This is a genomic window from Polyangiaceae bacterium, assembly GCA_020633205.1.
Taxonomy (GTDB): domain Bacteria; phylum Myxococcota_A; class Polyangia; order Polyangiales; family Polyangiaceae; genus JAHBVY01.
Genome location: JACKEB010000014.1, coordinates 398,902 through 423,840 on the forward strand (window position 1 = coordinate 398,902; position 24,939 = coordinate 423,840).

Consider the following 24,939-nt stretch of genomic DNA (forward strand, 5'->3'; position numbering starts at 1 on the left):
GCGGATGCGCTACTTCACGCGCTCGGTCTTACACCCCAGCAAAATGTCGAGCCCCGCTTCGAAGTCCGCCTTCACCTGCTCGCAGGCGCTGGGGCAGAGCAAGATTTGGGTCGGCATATTGGGATCGTCGTAGTACCAGCCGCCGCCCGCGTTGCAGTCGTCGGTTTGCAGTAGCGTTTGCTGACCGCCACTGCCCGGCGTGTAGATCACATTGACCTGATCGTAGGCAATTTTCCCATCCTCAACGTCGCTTGGCAGCGCGTATTCGCACGGCAACGCCTGGCCGCGCACCTTCTTCAGCGCGTCCTTGAACTCTTGAGCGGCATTCGTGCTGCTGATCAAGATCGCCTGGCCTGAGCCGCCAGCCGCAGCCACCGCGTTCGCAAACGTGGTTTGTACGCCGTCCAATCCCACCACGAAGGTCGTCACCGAGGGGCTGAAGCCATAGCCGGCGGCAGCCAGCCTCGCGATGTCCGCGGTCGACTCTGGGTTGTCGGTGCTGCCACACGTCGGAGGCGGTTGGCTTGGCCACTGGGGGTTGCCGTCGGTGACGAGCAGCACGGCGTTTTTCGTCGTGGAATCATTCTGACCGTTCTCGATGCCCTTCAGAATCGCCCCACCCAGCGCCGGATAAGTCGTTGTGCCGATCCCATTCGGCCCCTCAGCGGTCAGCGCGTCGATGATCGGCTGAGCGTTGCCTGGCAGCTCTGCAAAGCTGACGGACGGCTCCTTGAACAGGGTCTGATCGCAACTTGCGGGGCCGGAGCGCGGGAAGAAATTCAGCGCGACCTTGAGCCCGGCGGAGTCAGCGTCGTTCACGAACGCGGTGATGCCGTCCTTCACCGCGTCCCACTTATAGCCGGACATGGATGCGGACTTGTCGAGCATGATGTAGAGGTTCAACGGGAACGCTTGGGCGCGCTCGGTGACCAAGCCGCACGCCGCGTCGGGATCCAACGCGTCGCTCCCCCCTGCATCCAAGAAGCCGCCGGAACCACCCGCTCCGTTGCCAGCGCTGCCGCCGCTCGCGCCGCCTGCGTTGCCCGCGCTGCCACCTTGCGCGCCACCGCTCCCACCCGTGACGCCGGTGTCGGGGGCCTCGTCCGCACCGGAGCATGCGCCCGCGAGTCCCACTGCAAGAGCGAGCGAGCAGAGCGAGACCAAGCGCACCAACCTCGGACGACCAGAGCTCGTAGCCATCGGACTTTCCTTGCTTCTTTGGCCGCCGACGCGAGATGTCGAACAGCCGGCGAGATGCTTTAGACTTAAACGAATACGCGGGGTTTGTGACCGTTTGCGACGCCGCCTTACCCAAGCGCGCCACGCACCCTCAGTGGAACCAACGTTTCAAACCAAGGAAGCGAGCAGGACCGAGTTGTAGCAGCTTTGTTTCCGGCTGTGGTGCGTGAGACACTCGCGTCATGCGGCGACTGCTTTGGGGTGCTTCGTTGACCATTCTCTCTGGCTCGTTGGCGGCTTGTGCCGCTGGCGGAGAGGCGGAGACCGCGCGCGGCTCGGGCGCTTCTGGCGGAACCGGCGGCGAAGCGGGCGTTTCGGGTGACGGAGGCACGGGCGGTGACGCCGGGAATTCCACGGGTGGAAATTCAGGCAGCGCCAATGGCGGTAACGCAGGCGCCGGAGCAGACGGTGGAACCGCCGGTGTTGGGGGTGAGGGTGGCACCGCAGGCACTGGTGGAACGAACACGGGCGGTGCCGCGGGGATGAGCGGCGCTGGAGGCACTGGCGGTAGCGGCAACACCGGCGGCACGGCAGGCTCCGGTGGAGGCCTTGGCGTTGGTTGCGACTCTTGCTGCCCTGCAGGTTTCTGTAACCTGGACGGCAACCCCATCACCGGCAGCGGTTGCGGTTGTGAGTACGAGTGCACGCCGACCAGCAGCACCGACGAGATCGACCCGGACTTCAAAGACGAGAACTGCGACGGCGGCGACGGCATCGTCGAGACCTGCATCTACGTCTCAGCCTCCCTAGGCTCTGACGGGAGCGCCGACGGCACCCGCGCCGCTCCGTTCGCCAGCATCAACGCAGCCATCGGCTACGCCAAGACTCAAGGCGCGCCCGCCGTGTGCGTTTCCGGGGAGATTTACAACGAGACCGTCAACGTCGAGAGCGGCATCTCCGTCTACGGTGGCTTTGACCACACGGATCCGAATTTCAAGTTCAGGCGCAGCGCGGCAGCGACGACCGTAGTTCGCGCTGTAGGCACGGTCTTCTACGCACCGGTGATCAACGACGAGACGCACATCGAGGGCTTCACGATGGAAGCCTCGGCGCCTTCAGGCTTCAGTCAAAGCACCTACGGTGTGCGCCTCGGCGGCGGCGGCGGTCAGCTGTATGTGCGTTACAACGTGATCGATCTCGCGAACGGCACTGACGGTGAGTTCAAAGGCAACGGTCAGTCGCACGCGCAGACCAGTGCGCCGGACGGGAAGGTTGGCGACGGCGGATGCGAGGGCACGGGCATCATCGACTGCGACGGCAACTCTGATTGCGGTCACGGGGGTGGTGCCATCGTAGCTTGCGGTGCTCGCTCGGGTGGGAAGGGTGGCGACGGTGGCTTGGGCAACACGACTGGGCAACCGGGATCTCCGGCTGCTAGCGGTGCTCCCGGCGGTCCTGGCGCTTCGGCCAACTCATGCACGCCGCTTCTACCCGACGCTGGAACGCAAGGCTCGCCAGGAACTCCGGGCTCAGTGGTATCGGGAGGTGGGCCGGGAGCGGGCGGACTCTCCGTCGGTTCGGTTGCGTCTGATGGCTACTCTCCGGCAACCGGCGGGAACGGGACGCCAGGTCAAGACGGTAACGGCGGTGGCGGTGGCGGTGGCGGTGGCGGTGGGAGCGGAAACAATCTCTGTTGTGCCGACTTTGGTGGCGGGGGTGGCAGCGGCGGCTGTGGGGGCCTTGGCGGAAATGCCGGCCTTGGCGGCGGTGGCGGCGGTGGTTCGTTTGGTGTGTTTGCCGCCGCGGGCAACGCCATCGTGTTCGACAACCGGATCTTCCCAGGCAACGGCGGGAAGGGCGCCAATGGCGGCAATGGGGCGTCCGGGCAGCAAGGCGGCACGGGCGCTGCAGGGGGCGGGCACAGCGACGACAGCGGTCCTGGTGGCCGCGGTGGGGATGGCTCGGCGGGCGGCGCAGGTGGACCTGGCGGCGGCGGCGGCGGTGGTCCGAGTGTGTGCGTTGCGATCGGTGGACTCGCCAACGTGCAATATCAACCCGTTAGCGATCCGGGGAGCTGCGTTCCCGGTTCTCCGGGGACGGGTGGCCTGGCGGGCACCTCGCCCTTCACGGGCAACGCTGGAACCACGGGCACCACGGCCGCGCGACTGAACATCAACTGAAAAAAGGCCTGCTTCCACAAGGAAGCAGGCCTTCGGCCTCGCCATCCGGCGCCGGCTGAGCTAACCCGACCAGATGCGTCGCGTTGGCTTTGGAGTGGTGCTGTTTGCCGGGCTTTCGGTCGTTGCCTGTGGGCAGCTGATTGGTCTCGATGACTTCAAGCCGGCCGTGGGAGTTGGGGGAACCGACGCTGGCGGCGCAGCTGGGAGCGCTGGATCCTCCGCGGCAGGCGGGACAGGTGGTTCCGCGGGGATTGGTGGTTCGTCGACAGCCGGGGTTGGGGGAACTGAAGTCGCTGGCGCCGGTGGCACAGGCGGAAAGCCGTGCACCAAGAACGCGGAGTGCGACGACGGCAAAGCCTGCAACGGCGTCGAGACCTGCGACGGCAACTTCTGTCAGAACGGCAGCGCGGTTGACTGCTCCGGTATCGATTCGACCTACTGCGCGGGCAAGTGCTTCGAGACCAGCAGTGGCCCCAAGTGTCAGCTGACGGCGAAGGACACCGATGGTGATCAGCACGGCGACTCGCGTTGCCAGGAGGCAACCGGAGACGATTGCGATGACAGCAACGACAAGGTGTACTCCGGCGCTCCGGAGGTCTGCGATGGGATAGACAACGACTGCGATGGGAAGGCGGACCTGGAGGATGGTTTGCCGCTTTCGGAGCGCGTTCTGGATGTCGCGACCCTCAACTCCTTCTCCGGCGGGAGATTCGTTGCCGTTGGGGCCCAAGGCGTCGCTGTGATGTGGGGGGACGAACCAGTGGGAGGCACGAACAGGCTGTGGGCCAAGACGTTTACACGAGACGGAACCCCGCTCGGCGAAGCTACACAGATCACCGTCCCCGAGCAGACGGGGTCAACGGTTCAGAACAACCCAGAGTTCGATCTCATCTGGGCTTCAGATCACTATGTTGCCGCGTGGATAGACTCAAGAAGCGGAACCGCCGAGGTATGGGCCCAGCTTATTGCCGTTGATGGTTCGATGATGGGAGACAACTTCCTTGCAGGGACCCCTACGACCACCCAAGGTACCGTTGCGCTGGGATCCACGCCGTTCGGCACAGGGGTATTCTACCTTAAGCCGGAGTTGGCACTCGGTGAGTCGTTCATCGAATCCTCGGGAAGGGTTCTCAACTACTCGTTCGACCCACCTCCATCGAATGCCACCCAATATTTTCCAGTGGTTGCGGGGAGCGGGCCGAACAGAATGTTGGCTTTCGCCGAGTTCGCGGATCCAACCGCAAGTCTGCATCTCGCACGACTCGATTCGCAGTTCCTCAAGTTGGTGGACATCCCCGCGCCGTTTTCGTTGCCAAACTCGCCGAGTCAGTTCTATCGAAAGCTTGGTGTGACCAAACTGGACGCTGGATACCTTCTCTCGTTCAATGTGGAAGCCCCCAGTCCACCTAAGAGTGAACTCGGCGTGACCTTTCTGGACAGCAACGACCACTACGCCTGCGGTCCGACTTCTTTGCGGCTCTCTGGGACGATCGCCAACCGAATCGCTGGAACGGCGTCCATGGCCAACCGCGCGCTGGTTTTTTTCGCAGAGTACTCCACGACCGCCGTGAAGGGAGACATATACGTCTCGACCGTGAAGTCGGACTGCACGGCGCCCATCACTGTCCCGATTCTAACGGACAGTTTGATACAGCTCCAAACAGATGTGGATTCAGATCCGACCCTTCGCGCTCTCGTCTATGCAGACGCGACTGACGGCGAGAAGAGACTGAAGCTCCGGCTGTTCGGGCCCAACATGTGCGACTGAGGAACGGTGGACATGAGACGCTTGGGTGTGGTTGGGGTCGCTTGCCTGGCGGCGTCAGGAGTTTTGAGCTGCGGCCAACTCATCGGTCTAGACGACTTTAGACCGTCTCTGGGAACCGGCGGTGTTGCCGGTACGGCTGGGGCAAGCGGGGCTGGCGGAGGATCCAGCGGTTCCGCGGGGAATGGTGGCTCATCGGGTGTTGGCGGGTCGCAAGTCGGAGGTGCAGGTGGCGGAACGCCGTGCACGAAGAACGCCGAGTGCGACGACGGCAAGGCCTGCAACGGCGTCGAGACCTGCGACGGCAACTTCTGTCAGAACGGCAGCGGGGTTGATTGCTCAGGTATCGATTCGACCTACTGCGCGGGCAAGTGCTTCGAGACCAGCAGCGGCCCGAAGTGTCAACTGACGGCGAAGGACACCGATGGCGATCAGCACGGTGACTCACGTTGCCAAGAGGCAACGGGCGACGACTGCGATGACAGCAACGAGAACGTGTACTCTGGCGCTCCGGAGATCTGCGATGGCCTTGACAACGACTGCGACGGAAAGGGGGACCTGGAGGAGGGTCTGCCGATCGGTGGCGCGCAGTTCAAGCTCGAGACCCTGACGGAACGTTTGGGAGGGCGGTTCGTCGCCGTAGGGACCAACGACCTCGGGGTGATGTGGGGTGACCAGGTTGGCGGCGACTATCGGCTCTTCTTTCGAGTTTATGATTTCAACGGTCAACCCTTATCCGCGGTCGTCCCCTTGTCGGCAGCACCTGGAAGTGGTGGCACTACATTCCAGTCGAATCCGCTCTTCGATCTGATTGTAGAGGGTGATCACTACGCCGCTGGGTGGATCGACCAGACCGACGGAGCGCCTGCCGCATATGTGCAACGCGTGGCGCGGGACGGCACTCTCATTGGCAGTCGCGTTCGTGTGGGCGACGCCAGTAACGGCTCCTCGATATCCCTGGCGGCCAGCGCGTTCGGGGTTGGAGCGTTCTTTTCGGCTCCCAACGGCAGTGACGTCGAATTGAAGATCATGATCGTCAATCCGGGTGGGGTGTTGAATCCACGCGCCGGTCTCTCCAGTCCAGGAAAGCTCTTCTTGCAGCCTGGCGCCGGGTTTGGGGGAGGTCGCTATGCAGTGGCGTACTCAGTTGTGGAGGGCGCGACGGCTCACCTGACACTTGGGTATATGGACGCCCTCTTCAACGTTGGCGACCAATATCCAGCGTCCAGTCCACTCACCAACGTCCCAAACGAGGCTTACGAGCGCTTCTACGTTCAGCCCACCCAATCGGGCTTTCTCGCGAGCTACGCGCATATCGCGTTACCGAGCACCCAGAGGATCGGGGCGGCGATCTTGGATGCTTCGGGACAATATGTGTGTGGCCCCTCGGACGCCTCAACGGAAACGGCGGCGAGCATCAAACTTGCGGGTGCCGTGGGCGTGGGAGCGGACCACTATCTGGTTGTAGGGACACTGCCGCCGGCTGGAGTGGGGGGGATCTCGTTCGTGCCCTTTGCCGCCGATTGTACCGCGGGGACTCCGGTACCAGTGATCAGGGATCGACTAGTTCTTCCGGACGCGGACGTGGGGTCGAACGGAACCCTTTCCGCCCTCGTCTACCTTGATGCGACGGATGGTACGTTCGATCTCATGCTGCGCACTTTCGGGCCGAACCTTTGCGACTAGCGTGCGTATGAAGACGCATGCGCGGTGCGCAGTGGGTTTTGAGGCGGCCGATTGGGCTGTGGGTTAGCAGCGCTGGGCTGATGGTGGTTGGGGCGTTGGGTGTTGGGCTCGGTGGGCTCGCGCAACCGGCGTATGGAGCTTGCTGTTTGGTTGCGGGCTTTGGCCCTTGGTGGGCGACCAGTGGTAGCCGGGAGCGGAGTGTGTTTCTGGCCTATGCGGTGCTGGCTTGGTCACTATTCGGTTTGATGCCGATGCTGATGATTGGGGAGGCGCTGGGGGGACCGTATGGCGGGCCCCCGTGGCGCTTTGCGCTGGGTTTGCTGGCGTCCCTTGGGCGCCTGATCAGCTTTGCTCACCCTCAAACCAAAGCTTGGTTATTGCCCCGGATCTAGAACTAGCGGATTGCGTGTGGGAATGGTGGTTCTCGGCGTAGCATGGAGCATGCGCTGGAGACTTGTCGGGTTGCTGGGTGCGTTGGCCGTTTCGTGCGGAAACGATGACAGCTCGGCTGCTGGTGCTGTCGCAGACGCGGGGGTGGATGCGGACGCTGGAGGGCAACAGGACGCCACCCCTGATGCCGATGCGGACGCGGGAGAGGTGTGTACCTCGCTGAACGACACTGGCGTATGGCTTCCCGACGATGGAAACGGAGCCTTCGATCCATCGGTCGCCACGGATCCTGCAACTGGACGCGTCTGGATGTCTTACTCGAGCGTCGACGGGTTGGTGGGGGAGGGGAGAGTCTCCACATGGCTGGTGCACAGCGACGACGGTGGCGCGACCTGGTGCGGTGCCGCGCGGATTAACGCGGCTGAGGATGTGTCGGCTCCGGATCGACCGCCAGGGCTCGAAGGCTTCCCTAGTCACTGGAGCCACGAGGTTTCGGCCCTGGTGTTTGACTCGAGCGCCCCAACATCTGAGCGCTGGAAGCTCTTCTGGCACCGCTACCTTCACGTGAACGACGCCGATCCGAACACGGGTGATCGGCGCTTCGAATACGGGTGGCTCGCCATGCGCGCTGCGGCGAGCGCGGAGGCGCTCTCCCAAGCTCCAGAGCAGGTGTTCCTCGCCGCAGGGGGTTACTTCGCGTCAAGCAGCACTCAGGCCTACAATGCGGGCATTGCCGGAGCGCCGCTTCACCGCTTGAGCGACGTGTCCGCAGAGGTTGCCGATTGTATCGCGGTGACCGAGCCCGCAGCGGTTGCGCTCGATGGATCCCTGAGGATATGGCTTGGCTGCGCTTCCACCGGCGGACTGCGCATCATCAGCTTGCAGCTGAGCGGGAGCAACCTGAGCTACCTGGGGACGCCGCTTACCCCCACGGACGCGAAGGCGTTGAACCCGGCGCTGACAGGGTTCAACGCGGCGGACGCATACATCGATGCGCAGGGCGAGCCGCGGCTCCTGATCTCCCCGGTTGCTGGTGAGTCGTACAAGGGCTGTTTGCTCTATGGCGTGTCAGGAGGTTCGCTGACTGGACCGCTCGCGGTGGTGAAGGAACACACGGAGAGCTCCCTGTTGAGCGGCGTGTGTGCCTACGACCCGGGTTTGACGGCGTCAGGTACACTCTTTGGTGAAATCCACGCGGATACGCCTCAGTTTCGTCTCTTTGGCTTGGGCAGTGCGCCCTAGCTCTTTGTCCAGCCATCGCGGCGCGCGACGTGAGTTGGGATGCGCAGAAAAACAGCCTTGCGGCCCAAGGGCTGCGGAGCCCCGAGGCCTCTGCTAGTATTGCCTGCGATGGTCAACCCGGCTCCTCGCATGGCGACCTACGCCGACCTAGAGGCTTTGCCTGAGCACCTGGTGGGGGAGATCATCGATGGCGAACTGATCGCTTCGCCGTTCGGCGGGAGTCTCCATGCGCGCGCAGCCACTGTGCTTGGTGCAGAGCTGGGTCGCGCCTTTTGCCGCGGACGTGGAGGACCCGGAGGCTGGCTCAACCTGAACAAGCCGGAGCTCCATCTCAGCGGCAACGTCTTGGTGCCAGACCTCGCTGGATGGCGCCGCACCACGCTTCCGGAGCTACCCGACGCACCCTGCGTCAGCCTGCGACCGGACTGGGTTTGCGAGGTGTTGTCTCCAAGCACCGCGGTGCTGGATCGGCGCCGTAAGCTTCCGATCTACGCCCACGAAGGAGTCGGGCACGTTTGGTTGGTCGACCCGAAATCGCAGCTGCTGGAGATCTTCCGGCTGGACGGCGAGACCTACCGCGCGGTGGCCAGCTACGCAGAAGATGAGAAAATCCGCGCGGAACCGTTTGATGCCATCGAGCTCGAGCTAGCTGCGCTGTGGGCGCGTTGAGCTGCGCCCCGATTTCCGCGCTCGATCAGGCCTTGAGCTGCACGTTGTGCAAGCAGCCGTTCACCTGGGTGAGGTAGACCAGCTTCTTCCTCATGAAGACTCGCTCAGAGCTATTGAAAATGAAAATCATTTTCAATAAAGCCAAAAGGCGCTAGAACAGGGGCATGAAACAGCTCAAGCCAGTCGCTCAGGTTCCTCTCGCCCGGTGTCATCACTCGCGTCTCGCCCAAGGAGAGCTGGCTGCACTCGACGCTTGCGAGTGCGGCACGCTGCACCTGCACCTTGGCGCGATCACCGTGCGCCTCAACGAAGAAGCTCTCAACGAGCTGGTTGGCACCCTGGGATACGCCCTCGCCCAGCTCCGCGCTCGAGAGTCTCAAATTAGCCGCGCGGAAACGCTGCGGAACCTGTGTTGAAGCATGAACGCCCGCCATCCAGCGCGATACCTTCCGCGGCTGCGGTGCCCTCCCGCGCCCCCTGCCACTCCGGAGTTCACTACGGCGCCTCGTGGCGAGGCGCTGCGGGTGGTGCTCGCGCTGGCCTTGAGCGAGGAGCAACTGGCGGGTTGCGTTCCTCCAACCGTCTGGGCTGCGCTCCAGCGTCAGGAGTTGTGGCCGTCGCAGCGGCTGCTGTGTCTCGCCCAGTGGGCGCTTGCAGATCGCGTCTTGTGGCTGTGTGTCGCGCAGCAGCTCGACGTTTGTTTGGGCTCCGGCGTAGCGACTTTGGACGCCTATTGTCCTGCGGAAATCGTGGAACGCTTCCAGCTGGTGCGCTCGAGCGCGACTACACGGGAGCTAGCAAGCCTTGTCTGGGGTCTGCTGAAGCGTGAGCGTCCGGCGCTCGAAGCACTGGCTGAGCGCCTGGCACGGGAACTCGAGGCGTTGGCCTTGCAGCGCTGTCGACAGCGCGAACTCACTCCGGCGTAGCCCACACGAGGCCCGCGTACGCTGCTGCGCCCCGCTGGGGGCGTTGGTCTCCGGGGCGCGCCGTTTCACGTTCGACGTTGAGCGCGTTCTCGACTCCGAGGTGGAGTTTTAGCTGTCGCGTGGCTTGGTAGGCGCACCTCACCCCCACACTCACGAAGGCGGGGCTCGTCAGCCCGTCGTCGATGTAGCTCTCGCTCACCAGACGGTGATGCAGGTTGAGCTCGAGGTTCTGGGTGATTTGGTAGTCGAGGCTGCTCTTGATGGTATGGGGTGGCCGACCCACTAGCGGTCGCTGACGCTCCACGTCGTAGGTGTCGAGGTAGGCGTAGCCTACGCGCGAGGTGAGCCGTGAGGAAACGCGAAACTCAAGATCGGCTTCATAGCCCCAGGTGCGCGCGCGTCCGACGTTGATGTAGCTATAGCGATCGACCTGTGCGGCGCTGTCGCGCCCGACGAAGTCCGTGTCGATCAGGTCTTCGACCCAGTTGGCGTAGCCGCCTGCGCGGAACCTCACGCTTTTGGTAGGGCGATACTGAGCCTCGCTGCTCACCCCCCAGGAAGCTTCGGGCTGCAGATCAGGGTTGCCCTCCACGACGTAGCCGAGGGACGAGTGGTCGAAGGCGAAGCCGTACTCCTTGGCTGATGGCACCCGGAAGCCTCTGCCAAATGCCGCGCGGAATATCCATTGGCTGCTCGCCTTGTAGCTGGCCGCGAGGCGAGGAGCTGCGACGAAGCCATAGCGTGAGTGCCACTCACCGCGTACGCCTGGCAAGAGCGCAAAGCCACCGCCAAGACGCCAGTCGAGCTGGGAGTAGATGGCCAAGCTGCCGAAGGACTGCTGGGGCACCTCGTCGCTCGCCTCGTGGGTCAACTCGCCGTTCCCGGCTACTCCGGTCTTGCTCAGCTCTTGGTTGAAGGCTTCGGTCTCGGCGCGAAACCCGAAGCTCCAGGTGCGACGCTCTTCACGAGTCGTCGAGATCGCCTCGAAGCTTTGCAAGCGGTGCGCGCGCTGTCGTGTCTCTTCCACCGGGGAGCCGCGAAAGAGCTTCCTCGACTCGTTGTCGAACCACTGCGCAGACAAGCTGAGGCGCAGCTCCGAGTCTCGGCTGACGCGCAGTCGCTGCTCCGTGCCCAGGAGGTAGCGGTAGGTCACCTCTGGAGTATCCACGGAGAAAATGCCGAGCCCCGGACGGTCGATCAGGCTGAGACCGGCAAGCTCATCGCGGATCACCCGCGCCTTGAGGCGAGTGGCCCAACCTGGGCTTGGTGATGCTCCCAAGCGAATGCGGACCAGCGCGCGCTTTGACTCCGGCAACCCGCTCGCGCCGTCATCACGCTCGAGCAGCGGGCTGAAGGCGTACGAACCATCCAGCATCAGCCAGCGGTCGGCGTCTCGGAGCGCCGCGGTGCCTTGCTCGCTGTGTCCACCGAAGCTGCGCCCTTCGAGCTTCAAGCGACTGCTGAAGCCCTCCGCGCGCGGGGGCCCGGTGATGATGTTGACGACACCTCCAATTGCACCAGTCCCGTAGAGCGAGCTCGTTGGACCGCTCACGAACTCGATGCGCTCGACGTCGGTGAGGGGCAGGCTCTCCAGATCGATCACACCGCCGGTGTCACCGATCATGCGTTCGCCATCGATCAGGATCAGGACCCGTTCGCCGTCGAAGCCCTGGATCTGAATGCCGCTTGGGTTGCCGAGGTAGTCGTAGGCGCTCGGGTTGACCTGCACGCCGAGCTCTTGGCTCAGGGCGTCGGCGACGGTGTTCGCGCCGCGCCGCTCGGCGTCTTCACGGGTGACCGTGCGGGTGGGGACGATGCTGCGCTGGCTGCTCTCCGCGGAGCGCGTGCCGGTGACAACGACGTCCGACTGAGCACGTGATTCCGCGGAGAAAATGCCAAGGGCGAGAAACGCGCAGCTAGCGACTCGCGCTGCGGTCCGCGGTAGCGGCAGGGGGCGCATCGACGACGCTCTTCTCGAGCAGCTGTTTGATCTGTGGTAGCTGACTGCCCGGTGAGTAGGGAGCCTCCCCCTCGTTCGCGAGTTTCGACAGCGTCATGAACAGCGGCTGGCCGTCTGGCGAAGTGTCCAGGTGAATGACTTTCTGTGAGGAAAGGATGTCGTCCCAGGCGTGGCGCACATCAGCGAAGAAGCCCTGGTTCTTCTGCCAGAAGGCGCGCCCCTTCGCGAAGTTTGCCTCTGAAGTGCGAGTGTAGGTGTTCTCACCGACTTCCCGTACCAAGATCGGATTGCCGCTCTGGTCATCCAGGTCGAGCTTGTAGTTGTCCTGGAAGTGTACCCAGCCATTGGGCGTCAGCTCGTGACGATTGCGCCCGACGATCACGTGGTAGTCGCTGCGCTTGGTGTACTCGCGTCGGGGCAGCGGGCGCCACGTCTCTTCGCTCTCCCAGAAGGCGGTCTTGCCACGATGGACCCAGCGCCCGTGGCTCTCATAACGCGGGCTGTCGTCAACCTGAAACACCGCTTGGGTCCAGGTGCCCTTCGCGTGGTCGGTCGGCATATCCTGGTTCTCCCAGGTTGATTTCCCGCGGAAACTCAAGACATGGGTGTCCTCATAGCGCCAGTCCTGGCGCCAGTGCTTGATGATCATGGCGCTGCCGTCGTCGCCGGTGATCAGGATGTGCTGCAGCACGACCTTGCCAGGCTCGTTCTCGACCACCTCCACGAGCTCCAGCGCGTCCGAGGTGTACTCGTCCTTCGCCTTGTAGCCTGGGCGCAGCGTGGTCGTCTCCTTGAAGGAGAAGTGCACCTTGAAGGTGCCGGCCATCGCCAGGATGGCCGCTTGGTCGCGGTCCACTTGGGGACCTTCGTCCCTGGCCTCGTATCCTCCGGGATCGGGTTTGGGGGGGAGGTCCGCTGCTTGAGCGTTTTGCTCCGGTGAGGCAGCCGTTGGAGCCGCACCGCCACAAGCAACCAGCGTGAGGAGGCATGCGCCCAGCGCGAGCCCGCTTACTAGATTGGTTCGCAGGCGCATCACAGTCCTCCGATCCGTACGCGGTAGCGCGCACTGGTTGCTCCGGTCTGGCCATCTGGAGTGGAGTAGTAGTCGAGGATCTCGAGCTTGTAGAGGTCACTCCCGTTTGCCGCACGGATCAAGTAGGTGATCGCTGCAGGGGCGAGGGTCATGTTTTGCATGTCGTATTCGTACCAACCGCTGAACGGTGTCACCGGCTTGCCCGTGGGATCTGTCTGCGGGATGCAGAGGTTGTCGAGGTAGTCGTCTTCTTCGAAGCTCGCACCCGTTGCGTCCGCACTCGTGACGTCGTCGAAGGGCTTGCTGAGCGCGGCGATTTCAGCCGCACCGACGCCGCTGTCTCCGCCGTTACTGCGAATCAAGTCACGCTTGAGCGCCAGGTCCCAGTCTGCGCTCGTGAAGGCTGCGAGATCCGTGATGTCTACGCGACTCAGGTTGGCGAGGTCGAGGTAGATGGCGGGGTTCGTGGCTTGGTTCTGGTAGCCCCCGGCACTGGCGTCGATGTAGACCGTGCTGACTCCGTTCGCGGTTTCGAGGACCGTGATGTCGCCCGTGCTAACCGCGTCGATGGGCCCGAGCAGTTCGTTACGCCCAGACGTGCACTCGAAGTTGCTTCCGCCGGTGCCTCCGGTCGCTCCGCCCGTACCACCGCTGCTGCCCGCGGTTCCGCCTGTACCTCCAGTGCTTCCACCGGTGCCTGCGGTTCCGCCGGTGCTACCCGCGCTGCCTCCACTGGCGTTCGTGCCAGCGCTGCCGCCGGATGCGCTGCTGCCACCCGAGGCGCTGCTGCCACCGGATGCGCCGCTGCCGCCAGTCGCACCGCTGCCGCCAGTCGCATCGCTGCCGCCGTTGTCATCAGAGTCATCGCCGCAGCCGACCAGGGTCAGCGTGGCGCACAGGCCTATCAATGAGAGTACTTTCGGACGAAACATCAGGGTCTCCATGCGCGTTTCCGCGCGATATCAATCTGGGTGACGCTTGGTTGCGTCACATGCTGGTTGCTTCGCTGGTCCGACCGGGGTTAGTCGGAGAGTGCAAACGAGTGGAGTGTCAGGTGCCTGGGCTGGGCAGCTTCGTCTTGGCTGAACGCCAAGAGGAAGGGGGCGCCGGCGTGATCGATGACGAGCCAGGTCGCCTCGATGGGCTTGGGCGGTTGACTTGTATCGATCCAGGCATCGGTGAAGGCCGAGACGATGCGATCGCCGTGATACTTCAGCGTGGGGTCGTTGAGCGTGGTCCAGTTCACCGCTTCGAACGCGGCTAGAGCGCTGCTGCTGGTGCGCAGCTTGACGTCTTCGACCTCGGCGTCGTCGTCAGCATCTAGGTCGACTCCGGTCACACCGCCTGGACCACCGGCGTCACCGTTGACGCTGATGTTGTCCCTGCGAAAGCACAGGTCCCAGTCCCCGCGCTGCCGAGCTTCAGCTGGCGTGAGCCCCAGCACGGCGCCGTCGCTCAGACGCAAGCAACCGCTTGGCTGCGCATCGCTGACATTGGGCCAGCCTGCGGTTCCATCGAGTGACTCGATGACTTGCACCGCGTGATTGTGCTGTGGCTCCACCTTGGCGTAGCGCACGCTGTACACCGCGGAAACAGGTGCGCCCTGGACTTCGCCGTAATACGAGAGAACCTGGAGCTTGAAGAGGTCGCCTCCAGAACGAATGCCGTAGGTGTGGAAGCGGCTGTACAGCGCGTGGGTGGTCCCGTCGTAGGCGTACCAGTCGCCGACCGCGCCCGATGGCTCGTCGGTGAAGATGAAGGGTACCTCGGGGTACTCCTGGGCGAAGTAGACTTCCCAGGCGAGGGGACCGAACGCACCTCCGAGGCCTTCTCCGGAGGCGCCTGAGTTCGTGAACAGGTCGACGCCGTTGAAATGCAGGTCCCACTCAGCCGGTGCTGCATCGCCAACGCTCACCTCCGCGCTCGAGAGGTTCACGAACGCCGAATCGCTAGGGACATCGACGCTTGCTAGCGTTCCGGGCCACTCCAGAGGCGCGCTACCGACGCCTCCCGTGCTGCTAGCTGCCGCGCTCCCACCGCCCGAGCTCGCCGCGGAGCCGCCTCGGCCGCCGTTCTCCGTCGCCTTGTCCACGGAGATGTCGGTGCAGCCGAACGCCAGCAGCGCGCAGCATCCGATGAGTTTCCGTGTGGAGCAGGGGAGGCGGGACATGGGTTGGCGCGAGATGGAGAGATCCCCGCCGGTGCGCCCACATGAGGTTGCTGGGCGTGGGCGCACCGGCTCGAAGTTGGGGGAACCGAGAGTCAGAGCCGACTCTCGAGCCCAAGTATGCACCCCTTAATGAAAATGAAAATCATTTTCGTCTCTTTGTTGAAAATCATTTTCATTTTGGAGGGGAACCGCGATGGTCTCGATGCGCCCGCCAGGAGAGGCATCTGAGTCAGGAGAATCCTCAGATGCAACCGATTGGCCAGGTTTCGTGGACTCCCTGGCGGGCGCACCTTTGGCTCGGGCTGTTGCACGGTTATGAAAGTGACTTTCAACAGAGGCTCACTCGGATTCATTGCCGCGGGGATCCTCGCAAGCTGTTGGCTGCCCCGCTCTGCTGCCGCGCAGGACTGCGACAGCCTGCGTCCGAGTCACCCGGACAGCCCGTTCAACGTCGGTCAGAGCTTGGCTTCCGTTCTGTCGAGCCATTTCCGCGTTTGGTATGCTCTAGCCGGCGAGCACGCGCCCCCGGACGCTAGTGACGCTGCTCCTGCCTATGTCGTCGAGACCCTGAATGTCGCCGAGAGCGCGCACGCTCACTTCAAGGACCTCGGCTACAACCCTGTCGTGTCGGATCAGCTAGTGCCCTGCGCGGCTCACGACGTAGCCATCGACATCTACCTGATGAACTTTGGGGGCAGCGCTGACGGAACCAAAGTGGATGAGTGGTGTGGTGAGGCAAGCGCTGAGTCCTGCTCCGGCTTTCTGATCGTTGAGAACGACTTCGCGGGCTATGCGTATCCCGATCGCACGACGGCCTTACGCACCGTCGTCCCTCACGAGTACTTTCACCTGATCCAGGCGAGCTACGATGCGCGCATCGAACCCTGGTTTTCAGAGGCGGGAGCGCAGTGGGCCACGAATACGCTGTACCCCGAGCTGGAAGACATGGAGCGCTTCTTTCCTGTCTTCTTTCAGCAACCGCAGCGCTCGTTAGACTCTGCCGCCGGCGGGGCGGCGTCGAGCTTCAGCTACTCGACGGCGCTATTTGCGTTATTCCTCGAGGAAGCGTACTCGGCAGAGGTGATGCGCGAGTCCTTCGAGCGGCTCCAGGCGCAAGGGCCGCCGTCGACTGCTGCGATCGACGCTGCTCTGCTTGCTGGTGCTGAGAGCAACCTTGCGGACGCGTTTCAGCGCTTCGCGCTTTGGAACGCAGCGACTGGAGCTCGTGCATCCAGCGCCGGCTACGCCAATGCATCGAGCTATCCAGAGGTCGCGCTCACGGAGGTGCCCTTGCCGGTGAGTATCGCTGGCGCGACGATCAGTCTGAGCAGTCACTACTTTGCCGTCACGCTCCCCCGCTTCCAGGTCAGTATCGACACCGACGTCGCTCGCAATCGTGTCTGGTACGTCCCATTCGGAGACGACGGAACGGCTCTCGACCTAGACGCTGCTCACGAACTGACGGGGCAAGCTCCGCTGAGGCCCGGCGTGGTGATGGTCGTGGGAGTGACCACCGCCCGCAGTGACGCGCGCTTCGAGCTGGTGTTCTCCGAACTCGAGCCGGAACCGATAGACGGCGACGCTGGCCCCGACGCACAGGCAGTTGGAGACCTTGACGCCGCGGCCACGGGCGACGCCCATCGCCCAAACTCCGCTCCTCACCCCCCAACGAGCCAAGGCTGCGGGTTTGTTCCCCGTGGTGCCACCCCACGGGCGTGGTTCGCCTTCCTCGCTCTACTGTTACTCCGTCGGCGTGAAATAAAAGCCGTGCGGAATTAGATCATGGGCGGTGCAGGTGATGGGTTGGTCAAGTTGTGCTGCATCTGTGCAAGCGCGACTGCTGAGATGGCGGCTTGCCCACCGGGCATTCTGGTTTGTTGGCTCAGCGCGTTGCGCTGGGAGTTGCTGCATTTCTTGCAGTGAGGGTACAGGCGGACCGCTCCTGGCGTGTTGGAGGTTGCGGTCGCCACCGTACCACCCGGTCGCCGCCCCTTGGTGCCCGTGTCGGAGTAGGTACACACCGCCGGCTGGTGGTCGCAGGTCCAGTGCTGAGTGCCGTCCGCGTTGTCAGGATAGCCAGACTTCTTGGCGCCGCAGGAGTGACAACCATACGCCGTGCCCGCGGCGTCGACGACACCTTGTGCGGAGCCGAAGCTTCGGCGGTCCAAGGCGGCGCGACCGTCCGCACCATTGATTGGGCAGTCGGCGTATCCAGGGGGGCCACCCGGCGCACCTGCGGTCGCCCACGCTCCGGGTCCCGCGAGGTACGCAGCGCTGGCCTGGGTGTTCGTGATCTGAGCGGGCGCTGCTTGGGGCGAGTCTGGCGGCAACGGGTTGCTGGTCGGGGCATATGAGCTGAGCCCGCTGGGGTCCGCCTGAGTCAACGGATTCAGCGCGTACTCTCTTGGGTTCGTTGAGCCGTTGAGGAACAGGGGGTCCGTCGTTACGAACTGTCCGGTTGGAGCGTGATACCAACGGTGGCGGTTGTAGGTGAGCCCCACGTCCTCGTCGAACTGTTGATTCAACATCCGCGAGGAAATAAATGCCTGAGAGATCTCCGGGTCGAACTCTCCGAACAAGCGGGGCGAGCCGAGCCACACCAGCTTCCCCTGCATGTCGACCGCACCGAACACGCCTCGGTTCGGGTGGAGCAGGTAGGCGACGGCGTCTCCAGAGCCTGAAGTGTGACCGAGCACCTCCCAGTCTTCGTTGCACTTGACGTACGTCCGGCACTCACCGCTGATTTCGTCCCTTTCATGGAGCAGCGTCTCGTTGCTCCATACGTAGGACGTGTCGGAGACCAACTCGCCGTTTCGAATCAAGCGACGCCGCATGCGGCGCCCCCGGGCGTCGTAGTCCATCTCAACGGTGTCGCGCTTACCCCGCACGGCGATCAGGTGATCGAGGCCGTTCCACTCGTATTCCCGCGTCCCTGCGTCGGAGATCCTGCGTATCAGCCGACCCGCGGCGTCATACTCGAATGTTTCTCCGCGGAACTGAATGACGCGCCCGGCCGCATCGTAGGTGGCGCCCTTTACGCGGACGTTTCCGCTCCGGGTGTACCCGTAGTCTTCCTGTTCTACGAGTTGCCCGGCGCTGTCGTAGCGAAGGACCTTGACCACTTGGTCGTTGGCATCGAGTTCATAGGCAACTCGCCGCCCGTCGTGCCACTCCTCGCCGATAAGGTTCTTGCGTTGGTCATAGCGATACACGGCCCAGAACACCGTCTTCGCGTCCTGCCCAGTAGCGGCGCGGTCGCGTCCGATGCCGCTCGATCGCGCGACACCCAGAAACGTCAGCGCACCTGCGGCTGAGTACTCGCGCCGCACGATCAAGTCGTTGCCCCAGGTGTCCAAGAAGCAATCGTTGTGAGGCATGGAGGGCCACACGTCAGTGTTGCCAACTTGGATGCGCGCGGGCCGCCCCGAAGGCAGCCGGTCGTATTGGATGGGTAGCCCAACCGTTGACGTGATCGCGGCCAGGCTGCCGCCGATCCAGGCTAGCTCGACGGAGTTGGAGCCCTGCTTTTCCTTCACGATGCGGCCAATCGCGTCGTGTTCGAGTACCAGCGGAACCACGCCGTTGTCGATCAGCGCGACCCCGCGGTGAGTGTAACTGAAGGCCACGTCGTCGTCGGGAGTGCTGAGCGACTCGACGTTGGCGATCGCGTTACGGGCAACTTCCGTGCGGAATAGTGGAGATTCGAACCAGGTTATGTTTCCTCCGACATCGTGCCCCTGGGTGTATGCGACACCTTCGAATGTCTTCCAGCCCACCAGGAATCCCGCAGCGTCATAGGTCATGCTGAACGTCTGGCCGTCGGGGTTGTGTACCTCTCGTTGGAGACCTTCGGTGTCGTACTTCATCACGAAGGCGGCGCCGCTCGGTCGAACGACGCGCGTCAGCCACGCCATTCCACCGTACTCGTAGCGCGTAACGCGTCCAGCCTCGTTCAGCATCGTGGGTCGACGGATGGCGTCATATTCCACGTGGATTTCGCTGCCGTCTGGATGCTTCTTGTGGATGATCTCGCTGCGGCGGTCGTAGCGCCATTCCGTGCGTTCGCCGCTAGCGCCGACGTGGGCGGTAGGCCGGCTCAGGTAGTCATACTCCCGGCGCTCGGTGTCTCCGTTCGGGTGTGTGGTGAGTACCAGCCTTCCCATCGCATCGTGCTCGAAAGACGTACGAGCGCCGTTCGGCTTGACCTGATAGCTTGGCAAGCCGCGCTGGTCGTATCCCCATTCTTCCCAGGTTCCGTCAGGGTTCTTGACGAATGTGAGGTTGCCCCTCGAGTCGTAGCGTCGCCTAACGACCTGTTGAGAGAGTTCGTTGTAGGTCACCTCGGTGCCATCAGGTTCGTAGAAGCGCGCCACGCCGGGCACGCCTTCAACCTGCTGGTACGTTGGCTTGCGTGTGCCGTCGACCTCGGCCGTCCTCACCAGCCCGCTAGGGTCCGAATGCCGGATCATCTCCCCAGTTTCTGGGTGGAATTCACGATCCTCCACGGCGCCGCTCGGAGAAACGATGCGGATCACTCGCCCAGCGGCGTCTCCAAAGTACCGGGTCAGCCCGCCTAGTGAGTTTTCGACCTCGGAGTAGCGCTCCTCTTTGGAGTAAGTGAACTTTCGATAGTGGATCCCCTTGCACCCCGGCAGCGGGAAGTTGTCTGCTAGTGCGGGATCTCGGCGGCCGGGATATTCGCCCCAGGACTCGAGCACGAAGGCCTCGTGATCCTTGCCGTCGTAGCGATAGAAGTAGGTCAAGCCCGTGGGGGTGATGTGCTGAACCATCAAGTGGTTTGAATAGACGTATCGGTCTTGATAGCCCTCGGCATCTGTCACGCACACCAGGTCGTCGTTTTGGTCATACGTGTAGTCGACCACGCGCATCCACTGAGTGCCCCCAGGAGCCGTCTCTACCTCGATCTTTGTCACCAGGCCTGAGGCGAGGGTGGTCGCTCGGTAGTTGCGTCCAGCGCTGTCGGTCAAGCCGGTGAGGTGTCCCTTCGGGTTGCGATGCAAGACGGTTTGGTTGCCGTTGCGGTCGATCACCCTGATGAGCCAACTCACGCCCTCACGGGGCTCGCTGAACACGTACTCGGTGCCGTCTTTGCGCAGTCTGACCCCTTGGCCGGGCGTCAAGACCCACCCCAGTCCGTTCATCAGAGGTGCACTCGACCCATTGCGCTTGCGAAAGATCTGCTCGCGGCCGCGGTCGTCGAAGACATGATACGCGCGGCGGCGTTCGACTACTCGCCAGGTGTATGGATGTGACCAACCATGACCAATATCCGTGCAGCAATTTGATGTGCGCGAGCTGTAGTTGCGTAGCCAGCGCAACACATCCGGTGCCCCGAAGCCGAAGTCGAAGACGTCGACGAACATGCGCCCTGTGATTGGGCAAACGGGGTCGCCTTCGGCACACCCTCCGTCATTGCCATCTCCACTCGCGTCATCGTCGCCGTCACCGGTTCCAGCGCCTTCCTTGCCGTTCCCGTTCTTGCCGCCCTTGCCTCCCGCTCCACCCCCGTCACCACCACCGCCGGCGACGAAGGCGCCAGGATTCATTCCGGGAGGAGCTGGGATGTTGGGAACGGGAGCTGTTCGCGCCATTTGCCCATGCTAAACGAACTCCCGCTGCCGAGCACTCACTAGCCATCCCGGGACTGGCACCTCAGCTGGTGATCCCCAGGGCTCGCCGAGAAATTCGCTGATCGCGCGGGGCTCGCTCCTCGCCATTTGCCCCGCCAGGCACCGCGGGTGGTCCGTTCCGGTCTGCAGCACCCAGCCGAGTCGCGCCGCCTCCGAGCTCAGGGGATTGCGGGAAACGTCCCGCACTGTCCCCGCGCTCGGTATGTCAAAGAGCAGTAAGTCATCGGGTCGCAGCTTGGAGCCGAGGCAGCGCAACAAGCGGCGAGCGTGACAGGGAGGCAAATGGGTGATGACGCCTTCCAGCAACCAGCACGTGGGATGGGCGCTGCTCAAGGTCGATAGCCGCGTCACCGTTTCCGGCGTCGCGAGCCCGGGGCAGAGTTTGAGGTCGGGAGGAAGTCGCCGCCCCAGGATCGCCTGCTTTCGTGCGAGTACTTCGGGGAGATCAACCTCCACCCACAAAGCGCATGCCTCGTGCCGAGCCCAGCGCGTATCGAACCCTGCACCCAAGCTGACCACAGCGGAACCCGCGCCAAGCCAAGGCTCCAGGCAGGCGTCGAACCATCGCGTCCGCGCACCCAGCGTTTTCACCAGCGCGTCTCCCCCGAGCCGGGCCAGGCGCACCTTGCTCTCTGCGGTGACGAAGAGCGAGGCGAACTCATCCCTGAACGCAGCGTCGGGGCGGAGAGACTCCGCGTCTCTCGCGGCTGCGGTGAGCTCGGCCAAGGCCCACGGGTGGACCGCATTCACGGGCATAGACTACCATCCGCCGCGATGCAGATACGTTCAATCCTTGTCCCCACTCGAGCCCACCATTCGGGCGCGCTGGAACACGCTCCGAAGATCGCCGGTCAAGTGCGCCAGGGCTTTGGTGCGACTGAAGAAGACGATGTGCTGTTTGCGGCTGGCTTCCCTGCGCTTTGGCTGCTCACTTCGGGCGATGCTGTCGACGAGCTAGAGCCCGAGGCGTTGGCGACCGTCGAGGCCGCTTCCGTTCGTCAACTGCCTGACGGGAGCTACGCAGAGCGCGTCGCTGCAAGGACGCAGCGCGCGGCCTGGTGCCTCAATTCGAACCTGCACAATGGGACCTGGCACGCGGACGCCATGGCGGCGATGGCTAACGCGGAACCGCTGACGGCCGAAGAGGTCCGCACGGCGGTACTCGAGCGCGCAGCGGGGCGCTGCTACCTCGGGGTGTTCCCCAACTCGATGCTGCTCGCAGAAGCCTACATTGGCGCGAGCGCAGCATTGGACATTCTGCTGGAAGCGCTGAGAGCCATGCAGCCGAGCCAACTGAACGGCTTCGACTCCTTTCGATTCCAGCTGCTGTACGGTCTAGTCCCGATCCTCAAGCGGGTGCCGCCTGACGTGGCTGCCAAGGTGAAAGCCGAGCTCAGCAATATCCTTGCGGAAGCAGGCAGGGCGGGGACCATCGAAGGCTCCAGCGGGGCAGATCTGGTTCGAACAGTCGTTGAGCCGCGTGTCGCCGTCGAGTCGGCGATGTCCGAGGGTGCGATTGATCCAAGTGTCGCAGCAGCGGTGGAGGACGACCCGGACTTCGTGCTGAAAGTGCTCCGCGAGAGCAAGCCACACAAGTTCACCAGTGCATCTGCTCGTGTGGCATACGTCGTGGGGGAGCCCGCGCTAGAGTACTATCTGTCGAACTGGAAAAACGTGAAGCTGCCTGCCCATCAGACGAAGCTGGTGCAAGACTTCGCGCGCATTGGTTCGCCGTTGATCCCTCAGCTAATGCTTGAGATGGCCGCATCCTCGAAGGTGAAGGCCCTGGCTGCAGACTGGTTTCTCGCCAATCCTGAGCGTGGCCGCGCCACTCTCGAGGAACACAAGTCGGGACCGCTGGCCAAGGCGGCCTCCGGCCTGCTCAAGAAGCTCGACAAGGCGCAGAAGTCGAAGAAGTAGCTGCTACGCCTTGCGGTAGATGTGCCAGCGGAGTTCGATCGGCGCCGGTGGCGTCGGGAACAAGTCGCGTCCTTCGGCCCATTTCACGAACCAGTGCGTCGGTGGCCATGCTTCCCTGGGGAGATGCGCGCGCTCGTACGCGACCACCTGTTCGTCCTGTGCACGCGTCAGCCCTGCGTCGCTGGCTGCGCGATCGCACTCGCTTAGGCTGAAGAAGGAGGACCAGTGGGCCTGTCCCGCCTCGCGAGCGAACTCGCCAGCCGCCGTCACCTCGTCCGCGATGAAGATGGTCATCACCAACGCTCCTCCAGGAGCCAAGAGTTCTCCTGAGCGCTGGAAGAGCATGACGAGGTCGTCGACATCTCGGAAGTGGGAGGTCACTTGGGACGCTACGATCAAGTCGTAGTTGGACTCCGGGCAGGCAAGCTCTTCTTCGAGAAAGTCCGTCAATATCGCGCGCACTCGCAGCTGTTGGCGGCGCGCCCAGAAGTCGATCTGCTCGACGAACTCCGGAGTCCCCTCGAGCGCGTCCACCAAGTGCCCATAGCGAGCAAGTGCGAGCGTATTTCGACCGTTGCCAGCGCCAACGTCCAGCACCCGCAGTGCGTTCTGTTCTCCAAGCTGCCGAGCCACGGCCTCCACCATCGCGTCGGGGTGAGAGCCGAACAGCGGCTCTCCGCGCGAGACCCATTCGGAGTACCGCTCAGCCAGTGTGATGCGCTCGCAGCTCACGTTGAAGGTGAACCGACCAGCATCCAGCTGCTTGTAGTTGATGACCAGCCGCGCGGAGGCGTAGCGCGCGAATCCTTGCTCGGTTTGGTGGGCGATACTGCGTGCGAGCGCCTGGCTCTCCGCGTCCCGCAGCGTCACGCCGAGAGCCGCAAATACCCCGAGCACGTACTCGGTGCGCTGCTCGACCAGAGAAGGGAGCGCGAGAAAGGTCAGTCGCCCAGAGACATCGCTGGGACGCGTCGCCTGCGCGTGCAAGGCATCGAGTGCGAGTTGGGGTTTGCTCACGATCGCGCTCCTGCCCCGTGTTTGAATAGAGTTGGATCTTCCTCGCTCAAGGCGCGAGCGAGGGAGCGAAATACCTCCGAGTGGCTTGGCAGCGTCGCTCCTTCGAAGTCTTCCGCAGCGTGCGCCCCTGGCACGTGGTGAAACCCCGAGGAAACGAGCGTAAGCGTCGGCGCGTCTCCAAGCTCCAGGCGCGCCAGTGCGCGGTCCGCAGGGATCCACGCGTTCTCCGGAGACACGCGTAGAAGCTCGGCGACGAGGGTGGTGTACACGGGTTGAGGGGGCACCCCGTAGTCGACGTCCGTCGCCACTCCCAGGCCGCTCAGTTGCTCCAGAGACAAGCTCAGGGTGCTATGGCTGCCGATGATGTCGACGCCTGACGGCGATTGCTTCAGTTCACACAGGTAGGGTTCGAAGGAAGCGTACGCCCCGGTGAGACACTTGCTTCCGTGGACGAAGTAGTGCTTGAAGAAGCCGTTGGCGTGAAGTTCGAGGCTCTCGAAGAGCACGCCCCAGTCGTTGCGAGTCCGAGCCGCGAAGAGCCTCAGACTATGCGTCAGGGCAGCGCCCTGAGAGGGCCACGTTTCGGGGTTTCTGGCACCAGCGTCCAGGGTATGTATGATTCCCCACGGATTTAATCCGGTGTCCGCGCCGATTTGCTCTAGTATCCGTCGCGCCTCGCTATCACCAAGCGCCGCCGCCAATAGCCTGAAGATCAGCACGCCGTGGCATTGCGCGAGGCTCTTCAGCATCAGCTCCGCGCGAGGCAGCTTTCGGCGAACTTGCTCCCCCAAGAGCGGAACTCCGAGCTGGGGCCGAGCCCAGATCCAGTCGAGACACAGAGCATCCAGTGGTCCGAGCGTGTCGCCGCTCGGGTCAATCACTTCCCAGAGCGCCTCGAATACTTCGGGGCGGGGGAGCAGGACCAGGCACTCGTGCCAAGGCCAGTAGTCGTCTCGTTGCTCGGCGAGCGAGATCAGCCAGGGCAGGAGGTCGCCACCGAATTGGGCGACCAGATCTTCCGCTGGTGGCGGAGCGTGGGAGGAGCTCGCGCCGCTCGCGCGTTTCACGAACTCTTCAACGGACGCGCTCGAGAGCAGCTCCTCCCACTCATCGTGATGCGCGAAGTCGGCGGTCTCGTGGATCACGAGCCA

19 protein-coding genes are annotated in these 24,939 nt (G+C 63.5%); 10 read left to right on the top strand and 9 right to left on the bottom strand.

What is annotated here, in order from left to right; translation table 11 throughout:
- Nucleotides 1–9: 9 nt before the first annotated feature.
- The gene (locus H6718_21815; protein MCB9588059.1) at nt 10–1,200 is read right to left on the bottom strand and encodes a VWA domain-containing protein; all 1,191 of its coding nucleotides are present in this window, start codon (nt 1,198–1,200) and stop codon (nt 10–12) included.
- A 221-nt stretch (nt 1,201–1,421) separates the two neighbouring features.
- Between H6718_21815 and H6718_21820 the strand changes: the two genes are divergently transcribed.
- The 8 genes from H6718_21820 (at nt 1,422) to H6718_21855 (ending at nt 10,037) form a co-directional block, all read left to right on the top strand.
- Nucleotides 1,422–3,359: a PE-PGRS family protein gene (locus tag H6718_21820; GenBank protein ID MCB9588060.1), complete on the top strand. Its 1,938-nt coding sequence runs from the start codon at nt 1,422–1,424 to the stop codon at nt 3,357–3,359.
- A gap of 73 nt (nt 3,360–3,432) precedes the next feature.
- Nucleotides 3,433–5,127: a putative metal-binding motif-containing protein gene (locus H6718_21825; GenBank protein ID MCB9588061.1), complete on the top strand. Its 1,695-nt coding sequence runs from the start codon at nt 3,433–3,435 to the stop codon at nt 5,125–5,127.
- A 12-nt stretch (nt 5,128–5,139) separates the two neighbouring features.
- Complete coding sequence (locus tag H6718_21830; protein ID MCB9588062.1) at nt 5,140–6,810, top strand: putative metal-binding motif-containing protein; 1,671 nt, start codon at nt 5,140–5,142, stop codon at nt 6,808–6,810.
- A gap of 17 nt (nt 6,811–6,827) precedes the next feature.
- Nucleotides 6,828–7,202: a hypothetical protein gene (locus H6718_21835; protein MCB9588063.1), complete on the top strand. Its 375-nt coding sequence runs from the start codon at nt 6,828–6,830 to the stop codon at nt 7,200–7,202.
- Nucleotides 7,203–7,251: 49 nt separating this feature from the next.
- A complete protein-coding gene (locus tag H6718_21840) occupies nt 7,252–8,442 on the top strand; it encodes an exo-alpha-sialidase (protein MCB9588064.1) in 1,191 nt (396 codons plus the stop codon).
- A 108-nt stretch (nt 8,443–8,550) separates the two neighbouring features.
- Nucleotides 8,551–9,111, top strand: a complete 561-nt coding sequence (locus tag H6718_21845) for a Uma2 family endonuclease (protein MCB9588065.1) — start codon at nt 8,551–8,553, stop codon at nt 9,109–9,111.
- A gap of 164 nt (nt 9,112–9,275) precedes the next feature.
- Entirely contained in the window at nt 9,276–9,527 is a 252-nt protein-coding gene (locus H6718_21850; GenBank protein MCB9588066.1) for a hypothetical protein, read from the top strand.
- A gap of 108 nt (nt 9,528–9,635) precedes the next feature.
- Nucleotides 9,636–10,037, top strand: a complete 402-nt coding sequence (locus H6718_21855; protein MCB9588067.1) for a hypothetical protein — start codon at nt 9,636–9,638, stop codon at nt 10,035–10,037.
- Here H6718_21855 and H6718_21860 read toward each other — a convergent pair.
- The 4 genes from H6718_21860 to H6718_21875 form a co-directional block, all read right to left on the bottom strand.
- A complete protein-coding gene (locus H6718_21860) occupies nt 10,024–11,997 on the bottom strand; it encodes a TonB-dependent receptor (GenBank protein MCB9588068.1) in 1,974 nt (657 codons plus the stop codon). The two genes, H6718_21855 and H6718_21860, sit on opposite strands and share 14 nt — an antisense overlap.
- Nucleotides 11,954–13,030: a hypothetical protein gene (locus H6718_21865; GenBank protein MCB9588069.1), complete on the bottom strand. Its 1,077-nt coding sequence runs from the start codon at nt 13,028–13,030 to the stop codon at nt 11,954–11,956. Before H6718_21865 ends, H6718_21860 begins: the two co-directional genes overlap by 44 nt.
- Nucleotides 13,030–13,962 carry a hypothetical protein gene (locus tag H6718_21870; protein ID MCB9588070.1) on the bottom strand — a complete coding sequence of 311 codons (933 nt, stop codon included), beginning with the start codon at nt 13,960–13,962 and terminating at the stop codon, nt 13,030–13,032. Before H6718_21870 ends, H6718_21865 begins: the two co-directional genes overlap by 1 nt.
- Before the next feature lie 89 nt (nt 13,963–14,051).
- Nucleotides 14,052–15,200, bottom strand: coding sequence for an HmuY family protein (locus H6718_21875; GenBank protein ID MCB9588071.1), 1,149 nt, complete (start codon nt 15,198–15,200; stop codon nt 14,052–14,054).
- Nucleotides 15,201–15,521: 321 nt separating this feature from the next.
- On the opposite strand from H6718_21875, the gene H6718_21880 reads away from it, so the two are divergent.
- Nucleotides 15,522–16,979 carry a hypothetical protein gene (locus H6718_21880; protein ID MCB9588072.1) on the top strand — a complete coding sequence of 486 codons (1,458 nt, stop codon included), beginning with the start codon at nt 15,522–15,524 and terminating at the stop codon, nt 16,977–16,979.
- Here the strand turns inward: H6718_21880 and H6718_21885 are convergent.
- Complete coding sequence (locus H6718_21885; GenBank protein ID MCB9588073.1) at nt 16,976–20,812, bottom strand: RHS repeat protein; 3,837 nt, start codon at nt 20,810–20,812, stop codon at nt 16,976–16,978. The genes H6718_21880 and H6718_21885 overlap by 4 nt on opposite strands.
- Before the next feature lie 9 nt (nt 20,813–20,821).
- Nucleotides 20,822–21,601 (bottom strand): class I SAM-dependent methyltransferase, encoded by a 780-nt coding sequence (locus tag H6718_21890; GenBank protein ID MCB9588074.1) that lies wholly within the window; start codon nt 21,599–21,601, stop codon nt 20,822–20,824.
- A gap of 24 nt (nt 21,602–21,625) precedes the next feature.
- On the opposite strand from H6718_21890, the gene H6718_21895 reads away from it, so the two are divergent.
- A complete protein-coding gene (locus tag H6718_21895; GenBank protein MCB9588075.1) occupies nt 21,626–22,771 on the top strand; it encodes a hypothetical protein in 1,146 nt (381 codons plus the stop codon).
- A 3-nt stretch (nt 22,772–22,774) separates the two neighbouring features.
- Here the strand turns inward: H6718_21895 and H6718_21900 are convergent, their stop codons facing one another.
- Nucleotides 22,775–23,788, bottom strand: a complete 1,014-nt coding sequence (locus H6718_21900; protein MCB9588076.1) for a class I SAM-dependent methyltransferase — start codon at nt 23,786–23,788, stop codon at nt 22,775–22,777.
- Nucleotides 23,785–24,933, bottom strand: a complete 1,149-nt coding sequence (locus H6718_21905; GenBank protein ID MCB9588077.1) for a hypothetical protein — start codon at nt 24,931–24,933, stop codon at nt 23,785–23,787. Before H6718_21905 ends, H6718_21900 begins: the two co-directional genes overlap by 4 nt.
- Nucleotides 24,934–24,939 lie beyond the last annotated feature (6 nt).